Annotated in this window: 16 protein-coding genes; 11 read left to right on the forward strand and 5 right to left on the reverse strand. The window is 47.0% G+C overall.

Going from position 1 to position 20,302, the window contains the following annotated elements; genetic code table 11:
* Positions 1–3 precede the first annotated feature (3 nt).
* The 3 genes from serA (at position 4) to ACYVGR_RS01505 (ending at position 3,928) form a co-directional block, all read left to right on the forward strand.
* Positions 4–1,923: a phosphoglycerate dehydrogenase gene (gene serA, locus ACYVGR_RS01495; protein ID WP_460953344.1), complete on the forward strand. Its 1,920-nt coding sequence runs from the start codon at positions 4–6 to the stop codon at positions 1,921–1,923.
* 80 nt (positions 1,924–2,003) lie between these two features.
* Positions 2,004–3,077 (forward strand): aminotransferase class V-fold PLP-dependent enzyme, encoded by a 1,074-nt coding sequence (locus tag ACYVGR_RS01500; protein WP_460953346.1) that lies wholly within the window; start codon positions 2,004–2,006, stop codon positions 3,075–3,077.
* A 155-nt stretch (positions 3,078–3,232) separates the two neighbouring features.
* On the forward strand, positions 3,233–3,928 hold the full coding sequence (locus tag ACYVGR_RS01505) for a hypothetical protein (RefSeq protein ID WP_182461608.1): 696 nt from the start codon (positions 3,233–3,235) through the stop codon (positions 3,926–3,928).
* A gap of 18 nt (positions 3,929–3,946) precedes the next feature.
* On the opposite strand, the gene ACYVGR_RS01510 is transcribed toward ACYVGR_RS01505, so the two are convergent.
* The gene (locus tag ACYVGR_RS01510; protein ID WP_460953348.1) at positions 3,947–4,456 is read right to left on the reverse strand and encodes a DinB family protein; all 510 of its coding nucleotides are present in this window, start codon (positions 4,454–4,456) and stop codon (positions 3,947–3,949) included.
* A 174-nt stretch (positions 4,457–4,630) separates the two neighbouring features.
* On the opposite strand from ACYVGR_RS01510, the gene ACYVGR_RS01515 reads away from it, so the two are divergent.
* The 4 genes from ACYVGR_RS01515 (at position 4,631) to ACYVGR_RS01530 (ending at position 7,374) form a co-directional block, all read left to right on the forward strand.
* Positions 4,631–4,960: an endonuclease domain-containing protein gene (locus ACYVGR_RS01515; RefSeq protein ID WP_460953349.1), complete on the forward strand. Its 330-nt coding sequence runs from the start codon at positions 4,631–4,633 to the stop codon at positions 4,958–4,960.
* Between the two features lie 122 nt (positions 4,961–5,082).
* On the forward strand, positions 5,083–5,538 hold the full coding sequence (locus ACYVGR_RS01520; protein ID WP_460953351.1) for a DUF4920 domain-containing protein: 456 nt from the start codon (positions 5,083–5,085) through the stop codon (positions 5,536–5,538).
* A gap of 74 nt (positions 5,539–5,612) precedes the next feature.
* On the forward strand, positions 5,613–6,017 hold the full coding sequence (locus tag ACYVGR_RS01525; protein WP_460953353.1) for a hypothetical protein: 405 nt from the start codon (positions 5,613–5,615) through the stop codon (positions 6,015–6,017).
* Positions 6,018–6,096: 79 nt separating this feature from the next.
* Entirely contained in the window at positions 6,097–7,374 is a 1,278-nt protein-coding gene (locus tag ACYVGR_RS01530; RefSeq protein ID WP_460953355.1) for a metal-dependent hydrolase family protein, read from the forward strand.
* 132 nt (positions 7,375–7,506) lie between these two features.
* On the opposite strand, the gene ACYVGR_RS01535 is transcribed toward ACYVGR_RS01530, so the two are convergent.
* From ACYVGR_RS01535 to uxuA, 3 genes are all read right to left on the reverse strand, one after another.
* Positions 7,507–8,370: an alpha/beta fold hydrolase gene (locus tag ACYVGR_RS01535; protein WP_460953356.1), complete on the reverse strand. Its 864-nt coding sequence runs from the start codon at positions 8,368–8,370 to the stop codon at positions 7,507–7,509.
* A 9-nt stretch (positions 8,371–8,379) separates the two neighbouring features.
* On the reverse strand, positions 8,380–9,792 hold the full coding sequence (gene uxaC / locus ACYVGR_RS01540; protein ID WP_460953358.1) for a glucuronate isomerase: 1,413 nt from the start codon (positions 9,790–9,792) through the stop codon (positions 8,380–8,382).
* Between the two features lie 199 nt (positions 9,793–9,991).
* Complete coding sequence (gene uxuA, locus ACYVGR_RS01545; protein WP_460953360.1) at positions 9,992–11,179, reverse strand: mannonate dehydratase; 1,188 nt, start codon at positions 11,177–11,179, stop codon at positions 9,992–9,994.
* 167 nt (positions 11,180–11,346) lie between these two features.
* Here uxuA and ACYVGR_RS01550 point away from each other — a divergent pair, with 167 nt between their 5' ends.
* From ACYVGR_RS01550 to ACYVGR_RS01565, 4 genes are all read left to right on the forward strand, one after another.
* A complete protein-coding gene (locus ACYVGR_RS01550; RefSeq protein WP_460953361.1) occupies positions 11,347–12,723 on the forward strand; it encodes an MFS transporter in 1,377 nt (458 codons plus the stop codon).
* A gap of 98 nt (positions 12,724–12,821) precedes the next feature.
* Positions 12,822–13,814 (forward strand): PfkB family carbohydrate kinase, encoded by a 993-nt coding sequence (locus tag ACYVGR_RS01555; RefSeq protein WP_460953363.1) that lies wholly within the window; start codon positions 12,822–12,824, stop codon positions 13,812–13,814.
* 178 nt (positions 13,815–13,992) lie between these two features.
* The gene (locus ACYVGR_RS01560; protein WP_460953365.1) at positions 13,993–15,531 is read left to right on the forward strand and encodes a tagaturonate reductase; all 1,539 of its coding nucleotides are present in this window, start codon (positions 13,993–13,995) and stop codon (positions 15,529–15,531) included.
* Positions 15,532–15,680: 149 nt separating this feature from the next.
* Complete coding sequence (locus ACYVGR_RS01565) at positions 15,681–16,433, forward strand: hypothetical protein (protein WP_460953367.1); 753 nt, start codon at positions 15,681–15,683, stop codon at positions 16,431–16,433.
* A gap of 45 nt (positions 16,434–16,478) precedes the next feature.
* Here ACYVGR_RS01565 and ACYVGR_RS01570 read toward each other — a convergent pair whose 3' ends face one another.
* The gene (locus ACYVGR_RS01570; protein WP_460953368.1) at positions 16,479–20,162 is read right to left on the reverse strand and encodes a M12 family metallo-peptidase; all 3,684 of its coding nucleotides are present in this window, start codon (positions 20,160–20,162) and stop codon (positions 16,479–16,481) included.
* Positions 20,163–20,302 lie beyond the last annotated feature (140 nt).

Genomic DNA, 20,302 nt, shown 5'->3' on the forward strand with positions numbered 1-20,302 from the left:
ATCATGCTCACCAAACAATCGAACGTCGGCCAGGCCGAACAAACGTATTACATTATCGATTTCGATAGCACCTTCACGAAAGTAGAAGCGCTAGATGTGCTGGGTGAAATCTCGCTGATCGGTCGCCCCGACCGAGACGATGTGCTCAATCAGATCAAGGCCATTACCGATCGAGGTATGTCGGGTGAAATTTCGTTCACCGAATCGCTTGTCTTACGGCTTGGCCTTTTAAAAGCCCACCGCGACCAGTTGCCTGCGCTCATCGAAAATTTGATGGGTAAGATATCGGATTCGTTTCAGCGCAATAAGCAGTTTTTGACTGAAAATGCGGCCAATATCTATATCGTTTCCAATGGCTTTCGCGAGTTCATTGTTCCTATTGTAACGTCGTTGGGTGTTCGGGCCGATCACGTGTTTGCCAATACGTTTGTGTTCGATGACGCAGGTCTTATTGTCGGATTCGACCCTAAAAACCCACTATCGGCGAATGGCGGGAAATCGCAGGTGATTCGAAATTTGAAACTCGATGGCGAAGTGTATGTTATTGGCGATGGCTATACCGATTATGAAATCAGAGCATCGGGTTTGGCCAATCGCTTCTACGCGTTTACCGAAAATGTACTGCGGCCTCGCGTCGTTGAAAAAGCCGACCACGTAGCCCCTTCACTCGACGAATTCTTATACCATAACAACTTGAGCCGGAGCCAATCGTACCCCAAAAGTCGGATTAAAGTGCTGCTGCTGGAAAACGTTCACCCGGTAGCCGTTCAACTGTTTGAGCAGGAAGGATTTAACGTTGAAATTCGGAAAGGCGCGCTGGATGAGGACGAACTCATCGAAGCTATCCGCGACGTATCGATTCTGGGCATCCGCTCAAAAACGAATGTAACAGCCCGCGTTCTGGAACACGCCAACAAACTCATGACCGTTGGCGCGTTCTGCATCGGTACAAACCAGATTGATTTAGACGCCTGCACTCAAAAAGGCGTCGCCGTTTTCAATGCGCCTTACAGCAACACGCGCTCGGTAGTCGAATTAGCCATCGGCGAAATCATCATGCTGATTCGGAGCATTGTTCCCAAAAGCAACTTGATGCACCTGGGAGGCTGGGACAAGTCGGCCAAAAACAGCTTCGAGGTTCGTGGCAAGAAACTTGGACTGGTTGGTTATGGCAACATCGGTACACAATTATCGGTCGTAGCCGAAGCCCTCGGTATGGAAGTTTATTTCTACGACATTGTCGACAAACTGGCGCTTGGTAATACCCGCAAATGCAAGTCGCTGGACGAACTGCTGGCTATTGCCGATATCATCAGCTTACACACCGACGGTCGGAAAGAAAACAAAAACCTCATCAGCTATCGGGAATTTTCGCTGATGAAAAACGGGGTTATCTTCCTGAATCTGTCCCGTGGGCACATCGTCGATATTCCAGCGTTGGTCGATGCCATCGAGCGCGGTAAAGTTGTGGGCGCGGGTATCGATGTGTTCCCAGACGAACCAAAAACCAATAACGAAGAGTTTATGAGCGCTCTTCGCAAACTGCCCAATGTTATTCTGACTCCGCACATTGGTGGTAGCACCGAAGAGGCCCAGGCGAACATCGGTAACTTTGTACCGGCCAAACTGCTCGAATACATCAATAACGGTAGTACGTATGGCAGTGTAAACTTCCCCGAATTGCAACTGCCTCTGCTGAAGGGAGCGCACCGATTGTTACACATTCATGCCAACGTACCGGGTATTCTGGCCAAAATGAACTCTATTTTTGCCAAATACCACATCAATATTCACGGTCAGTACCTGAAAACCAACGAGCAGATTGGCTACGTAATTACGGACGTTGCCAAAGAATACGCCGACGAAGTGGTTGAGGAACTGAAAGGAATTGACAATACAATTAAGTTTAGATTACTTTATTAAAGAGCGAAAGAGTGAAAGAGTGAAAGAGTGGACGATCCATCTTTCGCTCTTTCACTCTTTCATTCTTTCACTCTTTAAAAATGAAAAACACCTACTTCACTCCCGGCCCAGCCGAACTTTATCCAACGTTCTATCAGCATTTGCAACAGGCGATGGATGAGCAAATTGGCTCAATTTCTCACCGTAGTCAGAAGTTCCGGGATATTTACAAGTTTGCCGATGAACAGTTACGAACACTGTTGAGTATCCCGGCCACGCACGGTATTTTCTTTACAGGATCAGCCTCGGAAGTGTGGGAGCGTGTCTTGCTCAACTGCGTCGAATTCGAAAGTTTTCATGCAGTGAATGGGTCTTTTTCCCAAAAGTTTTACGATTACGCCGTCTCGCTCAAAAAGCACGCGCAACTTCTTCAGAAACCTTTCGGTGAGGGTTTCGATGCGGCAGAAATAGAGGTACCGGCTTACGCTGAACTGGTTTGTCTGACCCATAACGAAACCTCGTCGGGTGTGCAGATGAAGACGTCGGAGATCCACAAACTCAAGCGCAAATACCCTAAAAAGTTGTTTTGCGTGGATATGGTCTCATCGGCTCCCTACCCAGACCTGGATTTTGGAATCATCGACTCGGCTTTTTTCTCGGTTCAGAAAGCCTTTGGTATGCCTGCCGGTCTGGGCGTATGGATCGCCAGTCAAACCTGCCTCGAAAAAGCAGAGCGTCTACAGAAAACAGAAGACTTCACGATAGGTGCGCACAATACATTACCGATGCTCTGGAAGCATTATAAAGATTTCGAAACGCCAGCCACGCCTAACGTGCTCTTCATCTATCTGCTGGGTAAGATCGCCGAAGATTTCAATCGAATTGGGATCGATAACATTCGAAAGCAGACCGAAGAAAAGGCTCGAATGATCTATAAATTTCTGGATAGTTCAGAAGCCTACGAGCCGTTTGTTAAAAAAGAACAGCACCGCTCTCAAACGGTTGTTGTTGCTACGACGAAGAAACCATCTGCCGATGTCATTGCTTCAGTCAAAAAGTCTACTATGATTGTGGGTAGTGGCTATGGTAAGTTCAAGGATTCACAGATACGGATTGCCAATTTCCCAGCTACATCAGCGGAACAAGTAGCCGCCCTGCTTGAGCAATTGGCGTAATACTGAGCTAATTCTGATTATTTTACAGATACCGTCTTTTCCGATTGTGAGAAGACGGTATTGTTTTGTCAATCGACGCGTTGAGTGTAACCACAAACCTTATCTGGGGTTTATAGTTAATAGAACAAGTATTTATATATACTCACTCAACGACGATGAAAAAATTACTTACTCTCCTACTAGTATCGACAAGCGTGTCGATAGTTGGGCTAGCACAGAATCGGTCCGACTCAACAGAACGTTCTAAACCACTCGTGGATGAACGGACGAAACAGGACATGCGTCGCACGGTGAACCGAGCGGGCGACAAATTAGAAGACGAAATCGATAAATCGCTCAGTTATCAGGAAACACACCAGCTCAGTTGGTTCGATCCAGGAAACGTCTTTTTAGGGGGCGGCATCGGCTTTGGCGCAACTAGTGGCCAGGTCTACTTCGATGTCAATACACGCCTGGGTTACTTTTTCCAGCCAGGTTTTGCCGCAGGTTTACGCTATGATGCCGACCGACTGGTAGGTAATAAGTACCACGCCCGACAGGTTGGTGCCTTTGCCCGTTACTACCCATTCCGCACGCGAATCAGCAGTTTTGTGGGCGCGAGTATCAACAGCGGACGCGAATTTTCGGAAGTAATTCCGGAAGGTGTAAAAGCCAAATACACCAGTGTAGGGCTTGAAATAGGGGTAATGGCCTGGATTTTACACCGTCTCGGCGCCGAGGTCTCTTATGAAAGTAACTTTTACAACAAAATTGATCCAACCGTCAGCCGGGGCAAAGGCGGTCGACTGAAATTCGGCGTCAATTATTACTTTGGCCGAGTGGGGAATAAAGGATTGAAACTCGCTCGATAATAGTCAGAAATTGTCTGACTATACTTGACCACCATACGGTAGTAGCTTCAAATGATGTTGCGTATGAATACTCGTAAAGAATAACATCTCCCGAACAGACAGTTTACCAAGCACCGGATGAGGCATACAATAGGTGTCTAACTCCGAATCGGACCAGGTGCTTATAGCATCGATCAGCGTCTGATATATACTAACGAATCGCTCCACAAGCTCACTTTTTTCAGCCTTCATATCCTCCGCACGAGGAGACATGGCGGCAGGTGCTTTAGCTCCTGTCGCCAATATTTTTTTGTAGGCGGATGCTATTTCTTCGTATGCTCTTGCGGGCAATGGGGCCTTGCCCCACTGCGTCAGTACATCACGCGGGCCTGCCATCAACCGGGATACGGGTCGAGCCGACAGATATAGATGCTGCATCACTTCAGCAACGGACCATTTATCGTCAAGCGGTTTACGAAATTGGTCGGCCGATAAGGCATTTACGACAGCGACAAATGCGTTGCAGTCGGCAGATAGTTGTTGTTGCATGGTTTTGTTTGGTTTTACTTATTTTACCCTCACCCCAACCCCTCTCCCGTTCCGGGAGAGGGGCTTTTTTAGTACTCACGTTCTTTTTTAGTACTCACGTTGTGGCTTACTAGCAGGTTTGTCGTCTACTGCGAAAGACATAAAGTTATGAAACAGCATTCGAGCACACCGTCTATGAAAGAGCTTCGCCGGGAACTTCGGCAGAAACAGACTGAGTCCGAAATTTTGCTTTGGGCTGAATTACGTGGACGGCGTTTGGCAAATATAAAATTTCGCCGTCAGCATAGTTTTGGCCATTTCATTGTTGATTTTTATTGCGCCGAGTATAAACTCGTAATTGAAGTCGATGGGTCAGTACACAATACAGCCGAAGCTCGTATGAATGACGCAGAACGTGAAGCAATACTATGTGATCTTGGGCTGACTGTAATGCGCTTTACGAATGACGATATTCAGTATAGGCTAGATTATGTATTGCGAAAGATTCAAGAAAATCTTAGCTAAACACTCCCCTCTCCCGTTTTGGGAGAGGGGCCGGGGGTGAGGGTAAAGCAAAAATCACTAATTTTGATTACATCTAAATACCAGCCAGGTCTAACTCAATTCACAAATCAACCGCAAAATCCATGAAAAGCTTCTTGTTTATACTACTCCTTAGCAGCGCATCCATCATCGCCTTTGCCCAAAACGACGTCAGTTATCATGGCAAAAAAATAACCGAAAAAGGAGCCATTCCAGCTACACAATTAGCCGCAAAAATGATGGACAAGACCGAAATGCCCGCCAAGGTTGAAGGTACGGTAGAATCGGTCTGTAAAGTAAAAGGCTGCTGGATGAAAGTAAAAACGGGCGATAGTCAAACGATGCGCGTTACGTTTAAAGATTATGGCTTCTTCGTTCCGAAAGACATTGTCGGCAAAACCGTTGTCGTTGAAGGTCTTGCAGAAACCTCCACAACACCCGTAGCCGACCTGCGCCATTACGCCCATGACGCCGGAAAATCGAAGGAGGAAATCGAGAAAATTACCGAACCCGAAAAAGCCTTGACTTTTGTAGCTGACGGAGTAATTGTAAAAAAATAAGCGCGTCTTTCCAACCTTTCTCGGGGCAAGAGTATCCTGTTAGAAAACAAATTGCAAGTGCCATGTTAAACTCAATGAAATGGCTTTCTGGTTTTCTCATCGTTGGAACAACACTCTTTTCAGCCTGTAAATCGTCGGATGCGACTCCATACCCCTCTGTTTCGGTTGGCTTACATCAGTCAGCACGCATCGGCACAACGGTTATAGTCCGTGCCGACTCCATTCAGGATAGTCGTTGCCCAACTGGGCTTGTATGCATCTGGGGAGGAGAGGCTAAAGTCAAACTGTTGCTTTCGACAGCTACCGACTCCAGTGCTGTACGCTTGAAATTAGGGGCTGGCGCTAATCGAACAGATTCGACCACTACTGTTCTTGACAACACTATGTACAAAGTGCTTCTGCTTGGGGTGAACCCGTATCCAAGTTACCCATCTACGAATGAAGCGCAGACGGCAACCGTTCAGCTAACAAAATTATAAGGGTTCTTCCCTATCTTTTTGTATTTTGAAGGCAGTAACCAGTGGTTACTGCCTTTTTTGTACCCAACCAACTTCATTTATGAAAAAACTATACCTGCTGGCAGGCTTATCGCTGCTGGCTTCTCCTCTATTTGCCCAGCGGACACTCATTCACTGCGGAAATCTGTTCGATGGTACCGGAAACACGTTACAACCCCAAATGACGGTTGTTGTTGAAGGCAACAAAATTACCGCCGTTCAGAAAGGCTATACAACGCCTTCGGGCCAGGATAAAGTCCTGGACATGAAGGCGAAAACGGTTCTTCCCGGTTTAATCGATATGCACGTCCATTTGGAGATGCAAACCCGCCGGGGCGGTGCCATTGATGGCTTTACCAGCAATCCAGCGGATGTTGCCTACCGGGCAGCAGGTTACGCCAAAACAACGCTACTGGCAGGCTTCACAACAGTCCGCGATTTGGGTGGCTCGGGCGTAAATGTCTCGCTACGTAACGCCATCAATGCTGGTCTGGTAGAGGGGCCTCGCGTCCTAACCGTTGGCAAATCGATTGCTACAACGGGCGGCCACGCCGATCCTACGAATGGCTATCGGAAAGACTTGATGGGTGACCCAGGTCCGGCTGAAGGCGTGATCAACAGCCCGGAAGATGCACGTAAAGCGGTTCGTCAACGGTATAAAGACGGCTCTGACCTGATCAAAATTACGGCAACAGGTGGTGTATTGAGTAATGCCAAAGATGGTTCTAACCCACAATTCACGGAGGAGGAAGTAAAAGCGGTTGTCGATGCGGCCAAAGATTATGGTTTTGCCGTAGCAGCTCACGCTCATGGCGCCGAAGGGATGAAACGGGCAATTCGCGCTGGTGTGCAGACTATTGAGCACGGTACATTGATGGACGACGAAGCCATTGAACTGTTCAAGAAATACGGCACCTATTACGTTCCAACCATCATTGCCGGTAAAACAGCCGCTGATTCGGCCCGGCACTTTGGCTATTATCCGCCTTTAGTAGTTCCTAAAGCACTGGCGATTGGCCCAAAAATTCAGGCAACATTCGGAAAAGCGTACAAAGCTGGTGTAAAAATCGCTTTCGGTACCGATGCGGGCGTATTTATTCACGGCTACAACGCCAAAGAGTTTGAATATATGGTCGAAGCGGGAATGCCAGCCGTAGAAGCCATCAAAGCAGCGTTGATGACCAATGCCAAATTGCTGGGAATGGATGCCGTAGTCGGTTCAATCGAAGCTGGTAAGTTTGCCGATATTATCGCTGTCGATGAGAACCCCATTCAGAATATCAAAACCCTGCAAGCCGTCAAGTTTGTCATGAAAGACGGGAAGGTGTATAAGCAGTAAGTGTAATGTTCTAATCTGGCGCGGGTATTCACCCGTGCCTTTTAATCCAGTCAGCAAATGCTGACGCTTTACTCCAAAACGCCAGTGAATACTGGCTAGATTAAAAGGAACGGGTAAATACCCGCGCCAGCCTCATCCACTAATGATCAACTCCGTTACACGTTTGGCTTCTTCATGTTGAACCCAGTGCGTGGCGGAGTTGATAAATACTACCCGTCCGTTGTCGCAGAGATCAATGCTGGGCTGAGCCATTTCCCGTTTTAGGAATTGGTCTCTGACGCCCCAAATCAGCAGCGTTGGCACAGTAACCCAAATGCTGGCCCGTCGGGCGGGTGGCTTTTGGAACGAAGCCCGGTACCAGTTAATCATGGCCCTAGCAGCATCCGGTTGCGACCAGGCTGCCCGATACTGTTTCAGGTCTGCCTCTGTGAATGTGCCCCGTCGGCTACTACGTTTCATTGTTTGTGCCAGGAAAGCCCAATTTCCTAACCGCACCACAACTTCGGGAAGCCAGGGTATCTGAAAAAAGCCGATGTACCAGCTACGGAACAGTTGTCCCATATCTCGGCTGGCAAACCGCTTCATAACAATTGGATGTGGAACATTGAGGACAACCAGGCGCTCCACTCGCTCCGGGTATGAAACGGCTGTCCACCAGGCCACAGCCGCTCCCCAGTCATGTCCCACGATCACCGCCTTTTGTCGGCCTGCGGCATCAATCAGACTAACCACGTCGGACGCTAAGGTATCAAGCCCATACGCATCAACAGCCGTTGGCTTATCACTGATGTTATACCCCCGCTGATCGGGTACCCAAACCCAGAAGCCCTCTTCGGCTAATGCCTCAATCTGATGTTTCCAGCCGTACCAGAACTCCGGGAAACCATGCAGCAAAATAATGAGTGGCCCCGTTGCCAGACCCGCCTGAACGACATGCAGTCGAACCGGATCAGAATCGGCAGTGGGGCCACTCGTGTTAACAAATGTGTGCGTCACCGTTCGAAGCTAAAATCCGAAATACCGTTCGGCATTGCGGTAGCAGATGTCCTGTATAATCTGGCCAACCCAGGCAACATCGTTGGGGAGCTCGCCATTTTCAATTTCGTTGCCGAAAATATTGCATAGAATCCGTCGGAAATACTCATGACGTGGGAACGATACGAATGAACGAGAATCGGTAAGCATACCCACAAAAGCACTCAACAAGCCCATGTTCGAAAGCGCGTTGATTTGCTTTTCCATACCATCTTTCTGATCCAGAAACCACCAGCCCGACCCAAACTGTACTTTCCCACGAATCGACCCATCGTTAAAGTTTCCGATCATAGTGGCCATCACTTCGTTATCGGCCGGATTCAAGTTGTACAAAATTGTTTTAGCTAGTTGGTCCCGATCATCCAGCCCACCCAGAAAGCGGGAGAGCGAAGCCGCCTGCGGAAAATCGCCGATACTATCCCAACCGGTATCAGGGCCCAGTTCACGTAGTCGACGGCGATTATTGTTGCGGAGGGCGCCCAGGTGAAATTGCTGTGTCCAGCCTTTTTCATGATCCCACTCGGCAAACTGCACCAGCATAAAGGACTTAAATTTCAACACATCTCCGGCCGAAATAGCCACTCCCCTATTCAGGTGATCGAAAATCCATTGAACCTCACCGATGGTATATGGTTCCGCATAGATCATTTCCAGACCATGATCGGACAACCGACAGCCCATTTCGGCAAAATAATCATGTCGGGATTTGAGCGCGTCCAGATAATGGGTTAACGTATGAATTTCGGTATTGGTCAATACGGCCAGTTTCTGCACATAGGCCCGAAAGGCATCGGCATCATCGGCTGCCATCGCTTTATCGGGCCGAAAAGCGGGCAGAACTTTCACCGTAAATCCATCTTCGATAATCTTCTTGTGATGCTCCAGCGAATCCAACGGATCGTCAGTTGTACATACCACCCGAACATTGAAATACTGAAGCAGATCGCGAGCCGACAGGTTCGGTAGCTGTTCGTTGCAGGTATCATACACCGACCGCGCCGTTGATGGATTCAACACATCCGTTATCCCAAATGGATTTTTCAACTCCAGATGCGTCCAGTGATAGAGCGGATTCCGGAGGGTATACGGGACCGTTTCAGCCCATTTTTCGAACTTTTCCCAATCGCTTGCATTGCCCGTGCAGTAGCGTTCATCAATGCCGTGGGTTCGCATTGCCCGCCATTTGTAATGATCACCGTAGAGCCAAAGCTGTGTAATGTTTTCAAAGCGCTTGTTGGCTGCAATCTGATCGGGTGGCAGATGGCAGTGGTAATCGATAATGGGCATTGGGCGGGCATAGTCGTGGTAGAGTCGACGGGCTGTTTCGGTTTGCAATAAAAAATCGTCGGATAAGAACGTGGGAGCGGGCGTTACTGTAGTCATGCGATCAAAAGTAAAAGCCGGTTTCTTTCTCCCGGCTTTCGATTATTTTTTTATAAAATCGACGATGTGATGTCAGATGCTAACATCTGACACAGTGAGGTTTCTCAAAACCTTATGTAAAATCACAAAAGAGTAGGTTTTGAGAAACCTCACTGTGTCGGTTAAAAGTAACCGACACCACACAAAGAAATCTCCACAATCACAACTTATTGGCCGACAATCCGATCATCAGGCCGCGCAACTCGGCTAGGCCACGTAGACGTCCAATAGCAGTATAGCCTGGGTTTGTTCGCTTACCCGAGGTCAGATCGTCAAGCATTCGATGACCGTGGTCGGGGCGGAACGGCATGCGCAAATCCGTTCTACCTTCCTCCTCCCGTCGCTTTTGTTCTAGCAATAAAGCCCGCATAACGCCTGGCATTGGCACATCGCCTTCGAGGTGATTTGCCTCCTGGAAACTCCCATCGGCATCGCGCTGTGTACTGCGCAAATGCACGAAATGAATGCGAGACCCCAATCGTTCGACCATTCCAACCAAGTCATTATCAGCACGAACCCCGTAGGAACCCGTACAGAAACAAATACCATTGGCTGGCGAATCGGCAGCAGCCAACAACGCACGAGCATCCGCTTCGGTACTCACCACGCGAGGCAGGCCCAGAATAGGGTATGGTGGATCGTCAGGGTGAATGGCCAACCGAACGCCTACCGACTCAGCAACAGGCACAATTTCGCGCAGGAATGCATACAGGTTTTGGCGCAGTTCCCGGTCACTCACATCAGCATACATGGCCAGCGCGTCCCGGAATTTCTCAACCGTGTAGCTTTCTTCCGAGCCGGGAAGTCCTGCAATAATCGTCTTGACCAATCGCTTCAGGTCGCTATCGCTCATGCGGTCAAGCTTAGCCTTTGCCAGACGCTTCTGTTCATCATTATATAGATACTCCGCACCAGGCCGTTGAAGAATGTACAGCTCAAAAGCCGCAAACTCCGTGGCATCGAAACGCAATCCTGTCGACCCATCGGGCATCGAAAAATCAAGATCGGTACGAGTCCAGTCGAGCACGGGCATGAAATTGTAACACACGGTATCGATACCCGCCTGCGCCAGATTCACGATCGATTCTTTATAGTTTTCGATGTACCGCACGTAATCGCCTGTACGAGTTTTGATGCCCTCGTGCACCGGAATACTTTCAACCACCGACCACACCAGCCCCTGGCTTTCGATGTACGTTTTACGCGCTAAAATTTCGGAGAGCGGCCATACTTCGCCGTTTGGAATATGATGCAGGGCCGTTACAATACCGGTGGCTCCTGCCTGCCGGACGTCGTTGAGCGATACAGGATCGTTAGGGCCGAACCATCGCCAGGTTTGTTCAAGCATATGTTAAAAGTAGTCTGTAGTCGACAGTCAATGGGATTAATAAGGCGCTATACTACTAGCCGATTGCAAAGATTAACCACGATTCACTAACGACTGATAACTATTGACTTATTTTTAGAAAAAAAAGCGTTCTTTGCGGCTTTTCTCCCTAAACCTTTTAACTTGTTTTGCAAACGTCAACTACTTCGGGCCGTTTTCGGTGGCGGATTGTTGCCTTGCTATTTCTGGCAACCACGATTAACTACATCGATCGCCAGGTGCTGTCATTCACGATGACCGACGATCTGTTTCGGAAAGAAATGCTCGATTTAGCGCCTGACCACAATGGTCAAGCTGTTGTACTCACCAAAGAGGCTACCGACCGGTTTAAGGTTTTGTACGGTGATGTAGATGCGGCTTTTAAATTTGCCTATGCGATTGGTTTTTTGCTGGTAGGCTGGCTTATCGACCGCATTGGTACCCGACGTGGTTTCTCACTCGGCATCATTGTCTGGAGCATTGCCGCCGTTGCCACCACTTTCGTTGGCAACATGTCTGGACTTCGGTGGGCGCGAGCGTTTCTGGGTCTGGGCGAGTCGGCCATATTTCCCTCCTCAGTTAAAACAGTGGCCGAATGGTTTCCGAAAAACGAACGGTCGTTTGCGCATGGATTATTCAATGCCGGAACCAACGTAGGTATTATTATAACTGCACTTATTGCGCCCTATTTGATTTTACAGTTTGGCTGGCGGAGTTCATTTATGATAACCGGTCTTTTGGGATTTGGTCTACTCATTTTATGGTGGTTTACCTACAGCAAACCCGAACGAAGCGCCCAACTATCGGCCGAAGAATTCGCCTATATCCGTAGCGATAACGAGAAAACAGCACCCCGAACGGTATCGTGGGGGCAACTACTGGGCTACAAACAAACCTGGGCTTTCGCCGTTGGGAAATTAATGGCCGATCCGATTTGGTGGTTTTATATGTCGTGGCTACCCGATTTTTTCAATTCCAACGATGCACTCGACCAGAAGCTCGATCTGAAAAGTTTTGGCATGCCCTTCCTGATTATTTACGTCGTGTCCGACGCAGGCAGCGTTTTTTTTGGCTGGCTCAGTACACAGTTTATGCGACAAGGCTGGTCGGCCAATCGAGCCCGAAAAACCACGATGCTCATTTGCGCCCTTTGTGTTGTGCCCATATTTTTTGCGGCCCAAACCAGTAGTCTTACCGTAGCCATTGCTCTTATTTCACTGGCAACGGCTGCCCATCAGGGTTGGTCGGCCAATATGTACACGTTCGCATCGGATCTTTTCCCGAAAAATGTAGTCGCATCGGTCAGCGGGATTGGTGGGATGTTTGGAGCCGTCGGCGGCATTTTATTATCCTTACTAGCCGGGCGTATTATTACCGCTTTTGGTTATTTGCCGATGTTTATCATTGCCAGTTGCTCGTATTTGATTGCGTTGGTGATAATTCATTTAGTATTACCGAAATTAGAGCCCGTCAAAGCCGAAGAATTAGAGAAGGGTGGCCATTGGCTAATCGGTAGCCGCTCCTAATTAACGTATTCGTTTCAAGTTCAATGTTTCACATTTTGGGCTTTAAATTTGGAGGCCATGAGCACAACATTAAACCTGGAACCTGAAACCCAGAATTAATGAAAATTATCACATTTGGCGAAGTCATGCTCCGGCTCAGTCCGCCGGGTGTCGGTCGATTTGTCCAGACCGATAGTCTAAGCATGCACTTTGGCGGTACCGAAGCGAATGTAGCTGTATCGCTGGCACAGTTTGGCTTACAGGCGGCCCATGTTACTCGTTTTCCAGATCATGCTCTGGGCCGATCGGCTGCGGGCTATCTTCGGAAATACAGCGTAGACACCCAACATATCCAATACGGTGATGGGCGTTTAGGGCTTTATTTTCTGGAAACCGGGGCCGGAAGTCGTGCCAGCCAGATTATTTACGACCGGGTCGATTCCGCTTTTTCGCGCATAAAAGCCGATACCATCAATTGGGAATCTGTTTTAACGGGAGCCGATTGGTTTCATTGGACGGGCATCACCCCCGCTCTCTCGCAAGGCGCTGCCGATTGTTTGCTGGCTGGTATTCAAACAGCCAATCGGTTAGGCGTTCCGGTTTCGGCCGACATTGTTTACCGGAGCAATTTGTGGCAATATGGCCGTAGGCCGCAGGAAATTATGCCTGCGCTGACCGAAGGTTGTACGCTTGTACTAGGCAGCAAAGGGCTTTTTTCGGAGCTTTATGATGTAGTGGGCAGTACATTTCAGGAATCAGGACGTGCTCTGATGAAGCGATTCCCGAATGTTCGCTATATAACCGATACGAAACGAACCTCTGTCAGTGCGTCGCATAATCGGCTAGGGGCTAAACTGTTTGACGGAGAGTCTGTTTATAAATCAAGAGTATACGACATTCAACCAATTACGGACCGGATTGGTACGGGCGATGCCTACATGGCTGGTTTGATTTACGGTTTGCTGACGTTCAACGATCTGCAGCGGGCAGTCGAATTTGGTGCAGCGGCATCGGCTTTGAAGCATACGATTCCGGGCGATGTAAATCTGGCGACCGTAGCCGAAGTTGAAACGTTAGCCAATGGCGACAGTTCGGGTAAACTGAAACGGTAAGTAAGTAGACTCCAGTTAATTCTTTAGATTTCGTAGCCGCACAATAGATTCTATAGAATCAACAGGATCAATAGATTCTAAAAAGCCCGGTTTCGCCAAGTAGTTCGTATAATTGCTGAATTATGACGTATCCAGCCATAAATTTCCTTATTAGATAACAGTAACGAATATCCAACTAATGACTGCATCGCAGATTGCCACCCACCCAACTATGGCTAAACTAACCCGTTCAACTCATCCCGCTCCCGTTTTTCCTGAAAAAATATTACAATTTGGTACTGGTGTTCTGCTGCGCGGCTTACCCGATTATCTGGTTCAAAAAGCCAATGCTGAAGGCCAATTTGGTGGTTCTATTGTGGTTGTCAAATCAACGGATAGCCAAACCAATGAATTTTCAGATCAGGACAACCTCTATACGGTGGCGGTTCGGGGTCTTCAGAACGGGCAGGCTGTTTCTGAAAATACAGTTGTTTCAGCAATCAGTCGGGTTTTGGCGGCTCAAACCCAGTGGAAAGAAATCCTGATGCTGGCCCGGAATCCGAAACTCCAGATCGTTATTTCCAACACGACCGAAGTTGGCCTGGATTATGTTGAGGAAAGTATTTTCCAGCATCCTCCCCAGTCGTTTCCAGCCAAATTAACGGCATTTCTCTATGAGCGATTCCGAAGTGTTGGCGGCTCACGCGCTAAAGGGTTGATCGTTATCCCAACCGAGCTTGTCACCGACAATGGCCTGAAACTTCGGGATGCGGTTGAAAAACTGGCCCAATTCAACGAGTTAGGGAAGCTATTCACCAAATGGCTCAAGTTCCACGTTCGGTTCTGCAACTCATTGGTCGATCGCATTGTAACCCGTCCAACGAAAGAAGCTCAGCAAGCTTTGCAAGAGGAAGTTGGTTACGAAGATGATTTGCTGACCTTCACCGAGCCTTATCACCTCTGGGCCATTGAAGGCGACGATCGGGTTCGGGAAACGCTGAGTTTTGCCAATGCCAGTACTCCGCAAATCATCATTGACGAAGACATCAATTTTTACCGGGAACGCAAGTTGCGGGTTCTCAATGGCACTCACTCCTTAACAATGCCACTTGGCTACCTGCTAGGTTTGGAAACCGTTGCCGATGAGATGAATCATGTAAGCATGAGCAAATTCGTTGAGTCGTTGATGCTTACTGAAATTGTGCCAACTGTGCCCGACTACGGGATTCCAGGTATGGATAAAGCGGCTGTTGAGCAGTTTGCCCACGATGTACTGGATCGATTCCGAAATCCCAATCTCGACCATTTGCTACTGAATATTTCACTTCAGGAAACGGCCAAAATGCAGGCTCGGAATGTAGCCACGATCCAACGTTATTTTGAGCAGTTTAATGCTGTGCCCAAACATATAGCCCTGGGTTTTGCGGCCTACTTGCTCTTCATGAAAGCAACTCGTGAAGAAAAGGGCCAGTTCTTTGGCGAGATCGCCGTTAACGGGGGTATCCTGACCTACCCCATCCGCGACGATAAAGCGGGATACTTCTACGGCGACTGGAAAACTGTTAAGCCTAAAGATGCCTCTACTGTACAGGCATTTGTCAAAAGTGTGCTCTCCGATCAATCCCTATGGCAGACTGATTTGAGCTCGCTGCCCGGTTTTGTCGAAGCTGTAGCCCAGTATCTGAGTGAAATGTTAACCACCAGCGTGGAGAAAACGCTTACCAAAGCACTGGCTTAGTCATTAGGACACTCATTTATTCTTTGGTATTCTTCACAAAACAGCTCCTGTCAAACATATTTTGGCAGGAGCTGTTTATTTATTATATCCTACATAATCACCCAAATATTCTATTTATAAGGAATTCTTTTTCTTAACCACACCTTTAAATGAAAATACTTTCCTACTGGGCTAGTCGGCATACGCGCCTTGCCATTTTCCTGATCGTTCTTGGCGAAGTTGTCAATGGCTTTACCGGTGTTCTATTAGGCGCAACGATACTGGACAAAATTCCACTCGCTAGCCTTACTGTCTGTATGGTTTTGTTAATCGGTATGGCTATTTTCATTCAGCTTTACCCATTGGAAACGTCTGCATCGACTAATTACTGGACTGGCCGCCGATGGCTGTTCGTTGCGTTCTTGAGCAACTTCCTGCTTTTCAATTTACTAGGTGGGATATGGAATCATCATATCCAAACGACGCAGCCCACGACCAGCGTTCTGGGTGGTCGACGTATTGTTGTTGTAGGCGATTCGCTGTCGCCAGCAGATACTGGCCGTCGGGCAACTCACTCAGAAATTAAAGCCATTGCTACTGACACAGCCCCAAAACCTCCTCGTGGATTGTACGTTGCGCTGGGCATTTTAGGCATTGTAGTTACCTATTTTATGGCTGCGTTAGCGTGTTCGATTGCCTGCTCGGGCAGCGGTTTTCTGGCCTTATTGACTTTGTATCTCGGTTTGGGAGGCCTGGCAGGCTCCGTATATTACTTTAGTAAGTTAGGGCAGAAACCACTGAAGCGACGTCGCGACATGACAGCCGAGGAGCGCCGACGTGACAGTGGACACTTCTGGCGCCCGTGGGCTATTTTGATTGGGATTACGACGGTAATTCTGTTAATAGTGGCATTAAGAAACTAAGCGTTATGAGTAGTTCCCTCAAGGGGAATTGCGCATAAACCGTTTTTATTGCTTAACCACTTTCCAATTAGCAGACCGACCATCCTGTGTTTCAATGTGTAAGATATACGTTCCAGAAGGTACTCCACTCAGGTCCCATTCTTCCCTTCGGGAGTTTCCTACCGATGCTTTCTGGCGAATCGACCTCCCCTGTCCGTCCTGCAATTGAAGTCTGAGCAATGGGGCAATACCTGCTTTGAGTTCAACTGTAAGCTGGCTAGTAATCGGATTGGGATAAACCGAAATACCATCAGCCACAATTGGTTCATTAGCCAGCACCAATGCACTAATAACAAAGCTACTCGCTACTGTGCCTGCCGCGCAGTAGTTATCATTGAAATTCGTTATAGCAATGCTATAATTTCTGGGTTGGGTTGCCTTTAATGTAAACAAATAAGGAGAATTGCTTGTCTGAATAGTTTGTCCATCCCATCGTGTAAATTGCCAGGGAGGTGTACCTGTCAATTCGATAAAGATACGCGTACTATCCCCTAGAGGAACCATCAGTTTATCTGTAGAAAACTGAGCTGTTGGAAGAGGATTAACAGCAATTCGCACTGAATCGACAGACCGCACAGTTGGGTTTACAGTTTCAACAAAGGCCCAATAATAACTTCCCGGCAGAGTTACAGGGATTTTCATGCTCAATTGATTGTCCCGTACAATGGCTGGAAATGAAGTTGTCTGCTTCGTATTCTTAAGTACAAACGAAAATTGATTGTTTGTTGGCACTTTGCCCTGAAACTCATAGGTGGCTATGAGCGAGTCGTTCTGGCAATAAATGGATTTGTTTAGTTTAGTCAGCCTTAGAGTTGTACCAACACTTACCTTTAGGCTTGCTTCGTTTCCCGTACATCCTCCGTCAACATAGCACCGACTTCGATAGGTTGTATTGACTGTTGGTTGTACAATTAGCTGATTCGTGCCCTGTACCAGTTTATCATTCACCGTTTCGGTTCTGCTGCTCCATGACCAAAGCACATTCGAGCAACCATTTGCCTGTAAGATTACACTTTCGCCAGCGTCAATTACCTTACTAGATGCTGTGAGATCGGGCGTAGGTAAGTCAGGACAAGGCGAATAGCGCATGAGTTGATAACCACCTGAAAACCATACATCTCCCCGATCATCGACAGTCATGTAGCCTAAATTATTATAAAGCTCTAAGTCAGTTAATTTCTTCCAGACGATACCATCATACTTATATAGTGCAGGCGAAGACGAATTATCTATAACATAGAGATTACCAACTCTATCGGCTATCATTCTACTTACATACGAAATAGGCATCGTCGAACTACGATTCATGGCTGTCCAGGTTTGGCCATTAAATTTGGCCAAAGGCGGAAATCCAGTAGTCGAACCTGATTGTGACACCCACAAGTTTCCAAGCCCATCGATTGCCATATATTGTAAATATTTACCTAGTTGTGGTGTGTTATCAGCATTGAAGATCTGCTTAGTGTGTGTAATAGTATTCAGTTGCACAAGTTCGCTTGGTGCTGTTGTACTCGATGAATTTGATTGAATGATCCAGATTATACCTGACTGCGACAATGTATTAATGGATTCATTACCAGGTGGCGTATATAGTTTAACTAAGCTATCAGCTTCTATTCCATAAAGGATTCCATTATATGAATTATATAAACGGGGATTAACCGAAAAGTTGGAAAGCAAATTCGCACCATGAAAAGTTGTTCGTTCGGTTAGATCCTTCGTCTGGGCAGATATACGTCCAGTCTGGTAGTATGGAACAGAAAAGCTATTTTTAAAAATGTTAACCGATATTTGGTTTGTCAACCACACATTACCATCGGTATCACCAGCCAGCAAAGCAGATACATTACCTATTTTCCCTTTGCTGGTTTCCTGATTAAACACCTGTATCTTAAGGCTATCTTGACTAATACGCACGGGACCATCAGTCGCTAAAGTCCAAACAGAATTAGTACCAGCAACCAATGGTCCGGTCCGTCCTTGTGGAAGTGTAGGATGTGTAATACTATTTACAAACGACCAGCGTGTTGATAGGGGTGTATTACCTGTTCGGAATGACTGTATAAATCGGCTTGTCGTACCAACGGGGTAATAGGGTGACCCGATATTGATTTCCTCTACTTTTAAATAATAAGTTGTGTTTGGTGATAATTTATCTAAATATCCTGTATAAGTATATGCATTCTGAAACTCACTCACAGATAGAGGCTTTATAAACAAAGTATCAGTAGCTAGCGTTATTTGAACTTTTGTCTGACTGCTATAGGGAGAATAAATGTACGGAAACGAAAGGGGGGCAAGTCCATAGGAATAGAAAGGAAGTTCTACAAAAAATCTATTTACGCTAAATCGCCGAATAGTTGACCAGGGGCCATTTTTGTCACCTGCTATTGCCCGCACACGCCATAGCATAGCACCCGATGTATACAAACTAAGACTGATAGACGTCGTACCCGAAATAGTTGAGGTCGGGTATCTAAACAATAAATCGGTTGATGAGGCTGCCTGAAGTTCATACTTGGTAGCCCCTTCAACAGGTTCTACCAAAAATTCCCGCTTGTCTCCATTATATGGCATTTGCCGTTGGTCTTGCATAGGAAATACTAACGTTGGGGGCAAGATACCATTCGTGCCTACTAATTGGACTTTCCCTACCGATGACCAACTCGACACACCAAATTTATTAACCGATCGAACCCGTACATAGTAATCTTTACCTAACGTCAAGGCACTCATATCATAACCATTGACGAGGGTGGTATCACTACTAATTTTTTGCATAAAATCAGGATCAGTTGCAATTTCAATAGCATAGTGTTCAGCTAAAGGCTGACCATCCCAGTAAAGAAATGGCGTTCCTGCCAGAAGAGATTGAGCCGGTAGAGTTGGAGCTTTATCAGGTTTGATCAGCTTAGGCAGGTTTTTAATAGCAAAGTCAGTAATTAAAGCCTGACAAAGTGGATGGAAAGTTAGATTAGCATTGTTGCTGCAATAACTCATTATGGTTCCCTTTATGGTTTGCAGTGACCCTGTATAGCAATCGCCTTCGATAGTAGAGCAAAAATCAATAGGCCCTCCAGGCCATGAACAATCATGTGTATGAGGAGAACCAAAGCAGTGGCCGAGTTCGTGAGCAATAGTGTTTAAGTCAACTAAATTAGCACAAACAGCATCAATTCCTCCACCCAGCCCTCCTGCTCCAGTTACAGCTTTTGTTGGGAAGTAAATTCGTTTATCATATGGAATCTGATTAAATTTCCCTCTCCAAGTATTGCTAAAAATCGTACTGAGTTTAAAAATATCCAACTGATTTCGGTAGGGGTCTGGTTCAGTATCTTTCCAGATATGGAAATAAACAACTACAAGCTGAGTATTGATCTCTCGCTCGAAAATCTTCGACACTAATTCTATTCTCTCCAAAAAGAAACTACGAATACGGTTCGTATCCTTCTCAAATTCCAGATACGTATCCGAATCTATCTCAATGGCAAGTCGGCAAACGTTTCGTTCGCCAGCAGCTTTACGGGCTTTCTGATTGGCCATGAGTCGGGGCAATTGGCTCATGAGCCGAACGGTGCTATCTGGGAGGTGACTATCATTAACGCCACATTGGAGAGAAGTTTGAGCAACGGCGCAAGTCCCAAAGAATAGTAATAAACTTAAAAAGGCTACAGTGTAGATTTTTTTCATCGAAGCACGGTGGTATAAATGTTTATGCCCATTCTGTATGACTAAGAGATCTTACATTCGACTCTAATCATACAGAATGGGCATAAAAATAGAGCAATAAATAGTATTTATTGCTCTATAAAGTTACAATTTAAGTAACT

This window comes from Spirosoma litoris, from assembly GCF_054776755.1.

Excerpts from the sequence above, each read along its gene's own strand:
- serA (WP_460953344.1), top strand. The coding sequence starts at position 4 with ATGCTCACCAAACAATCGAACGTCGGCCAGGCCGAACAAACGTATTAC.
- ACYVGR_RS01500 (WP_460953346.1), top strand. The coding sequence starts at position 2,004 with ATGAAAAACACCTACTTCACTCCCGGCCCAGCCGAACTTTATCCAACG.
- ACYVGR_RS01505 (WP_182461608.1), top strand. The coding sequence starts at position 3,233 with ATGAAAAAATTACTTACTCTCCTACTAGTATCGACAAGCGTGTCGATA.
- ACYVGR_RS01510 (WP_460953348.1), bottom strand. The coding sequence starts at position 4,456 with ATGCAACAACAACTATCTGCCGACTGCAACGCATTTGTCGCTGTCGTA.
- ACYVGR_RS01515 (WP_460953349.1), top strand. The coding sequence starts at position 4,631 with ATGAAAGAGCTTCGCCGGGAACTTCGGCAGAAACAGACTGAGTCCGAA.
- ACYVGR_RS01520 (WP_460953351.1), top strand. The coding sequence starts at position 5,083 with ATGAAAAGCTTCTTGTTTATACTACTCCTTAGCAGCGCATCCATCATC.
- ACYVGR_RS01525 (WP_460953353.1), top strand. The coding sequence starts at position 5,613 with ATGAAATGGCTTTCTGGTTTTCTCATCGTTGGAACAACACTCTTTTCA.
- ACYVGR_RS01530 (WP_460953355.1), top strand. The coding sequence starts at position 6,097 with ATGAAAAAACTATACCTGCTGGCAGGCTTATCGCTGCTGGCTTCTCCT.
- uxaC (WP_460953358.1), bottom strand. The coding sequence starts at position 9,792 with ATGACTACAGTAACGCCCGCTCCCACGTTCTTATCCGACGATTTTTTA.
- uxuA (WP_460953360.1), bottom strand. The coding sequence starts at position 11,179 with ATGCTTGAACAAACCTGGCGATGGTTCGGCCCTAACGATCCTGTATCG.
- ACYVGR_RS01555 (WP_460953363.1), top strand. The coding sequence starts at position 12,822 with ATGAAAATTATCACATTTGGCGAAGTCATGCTCCGGCTCAGTCCGCCG.
- ACYVGR_RS01560 (WP_460953365.1), top strand. The coding sequence starts at position 13,993 with ATGACTGCATCGCAGATTGCCACCCACCCAACTATGGCTAAACTAACC.
- ACYVGR_RS01565 (WP_460953367.1), top strand. The coding sequence starts at position 15,681 with ATGAAAATACTTTCCTACTGGGCTAGTCGGCATACGCGCCTTGCCATT.
- ACYVGR_RS01570 (WP_460953368.1), bottom strand. The coding sequence starts at position 20,162 with ATGAAAAAAATCTACACTGTAGCCTTTTTAAGTTTATTACTATTCTTT.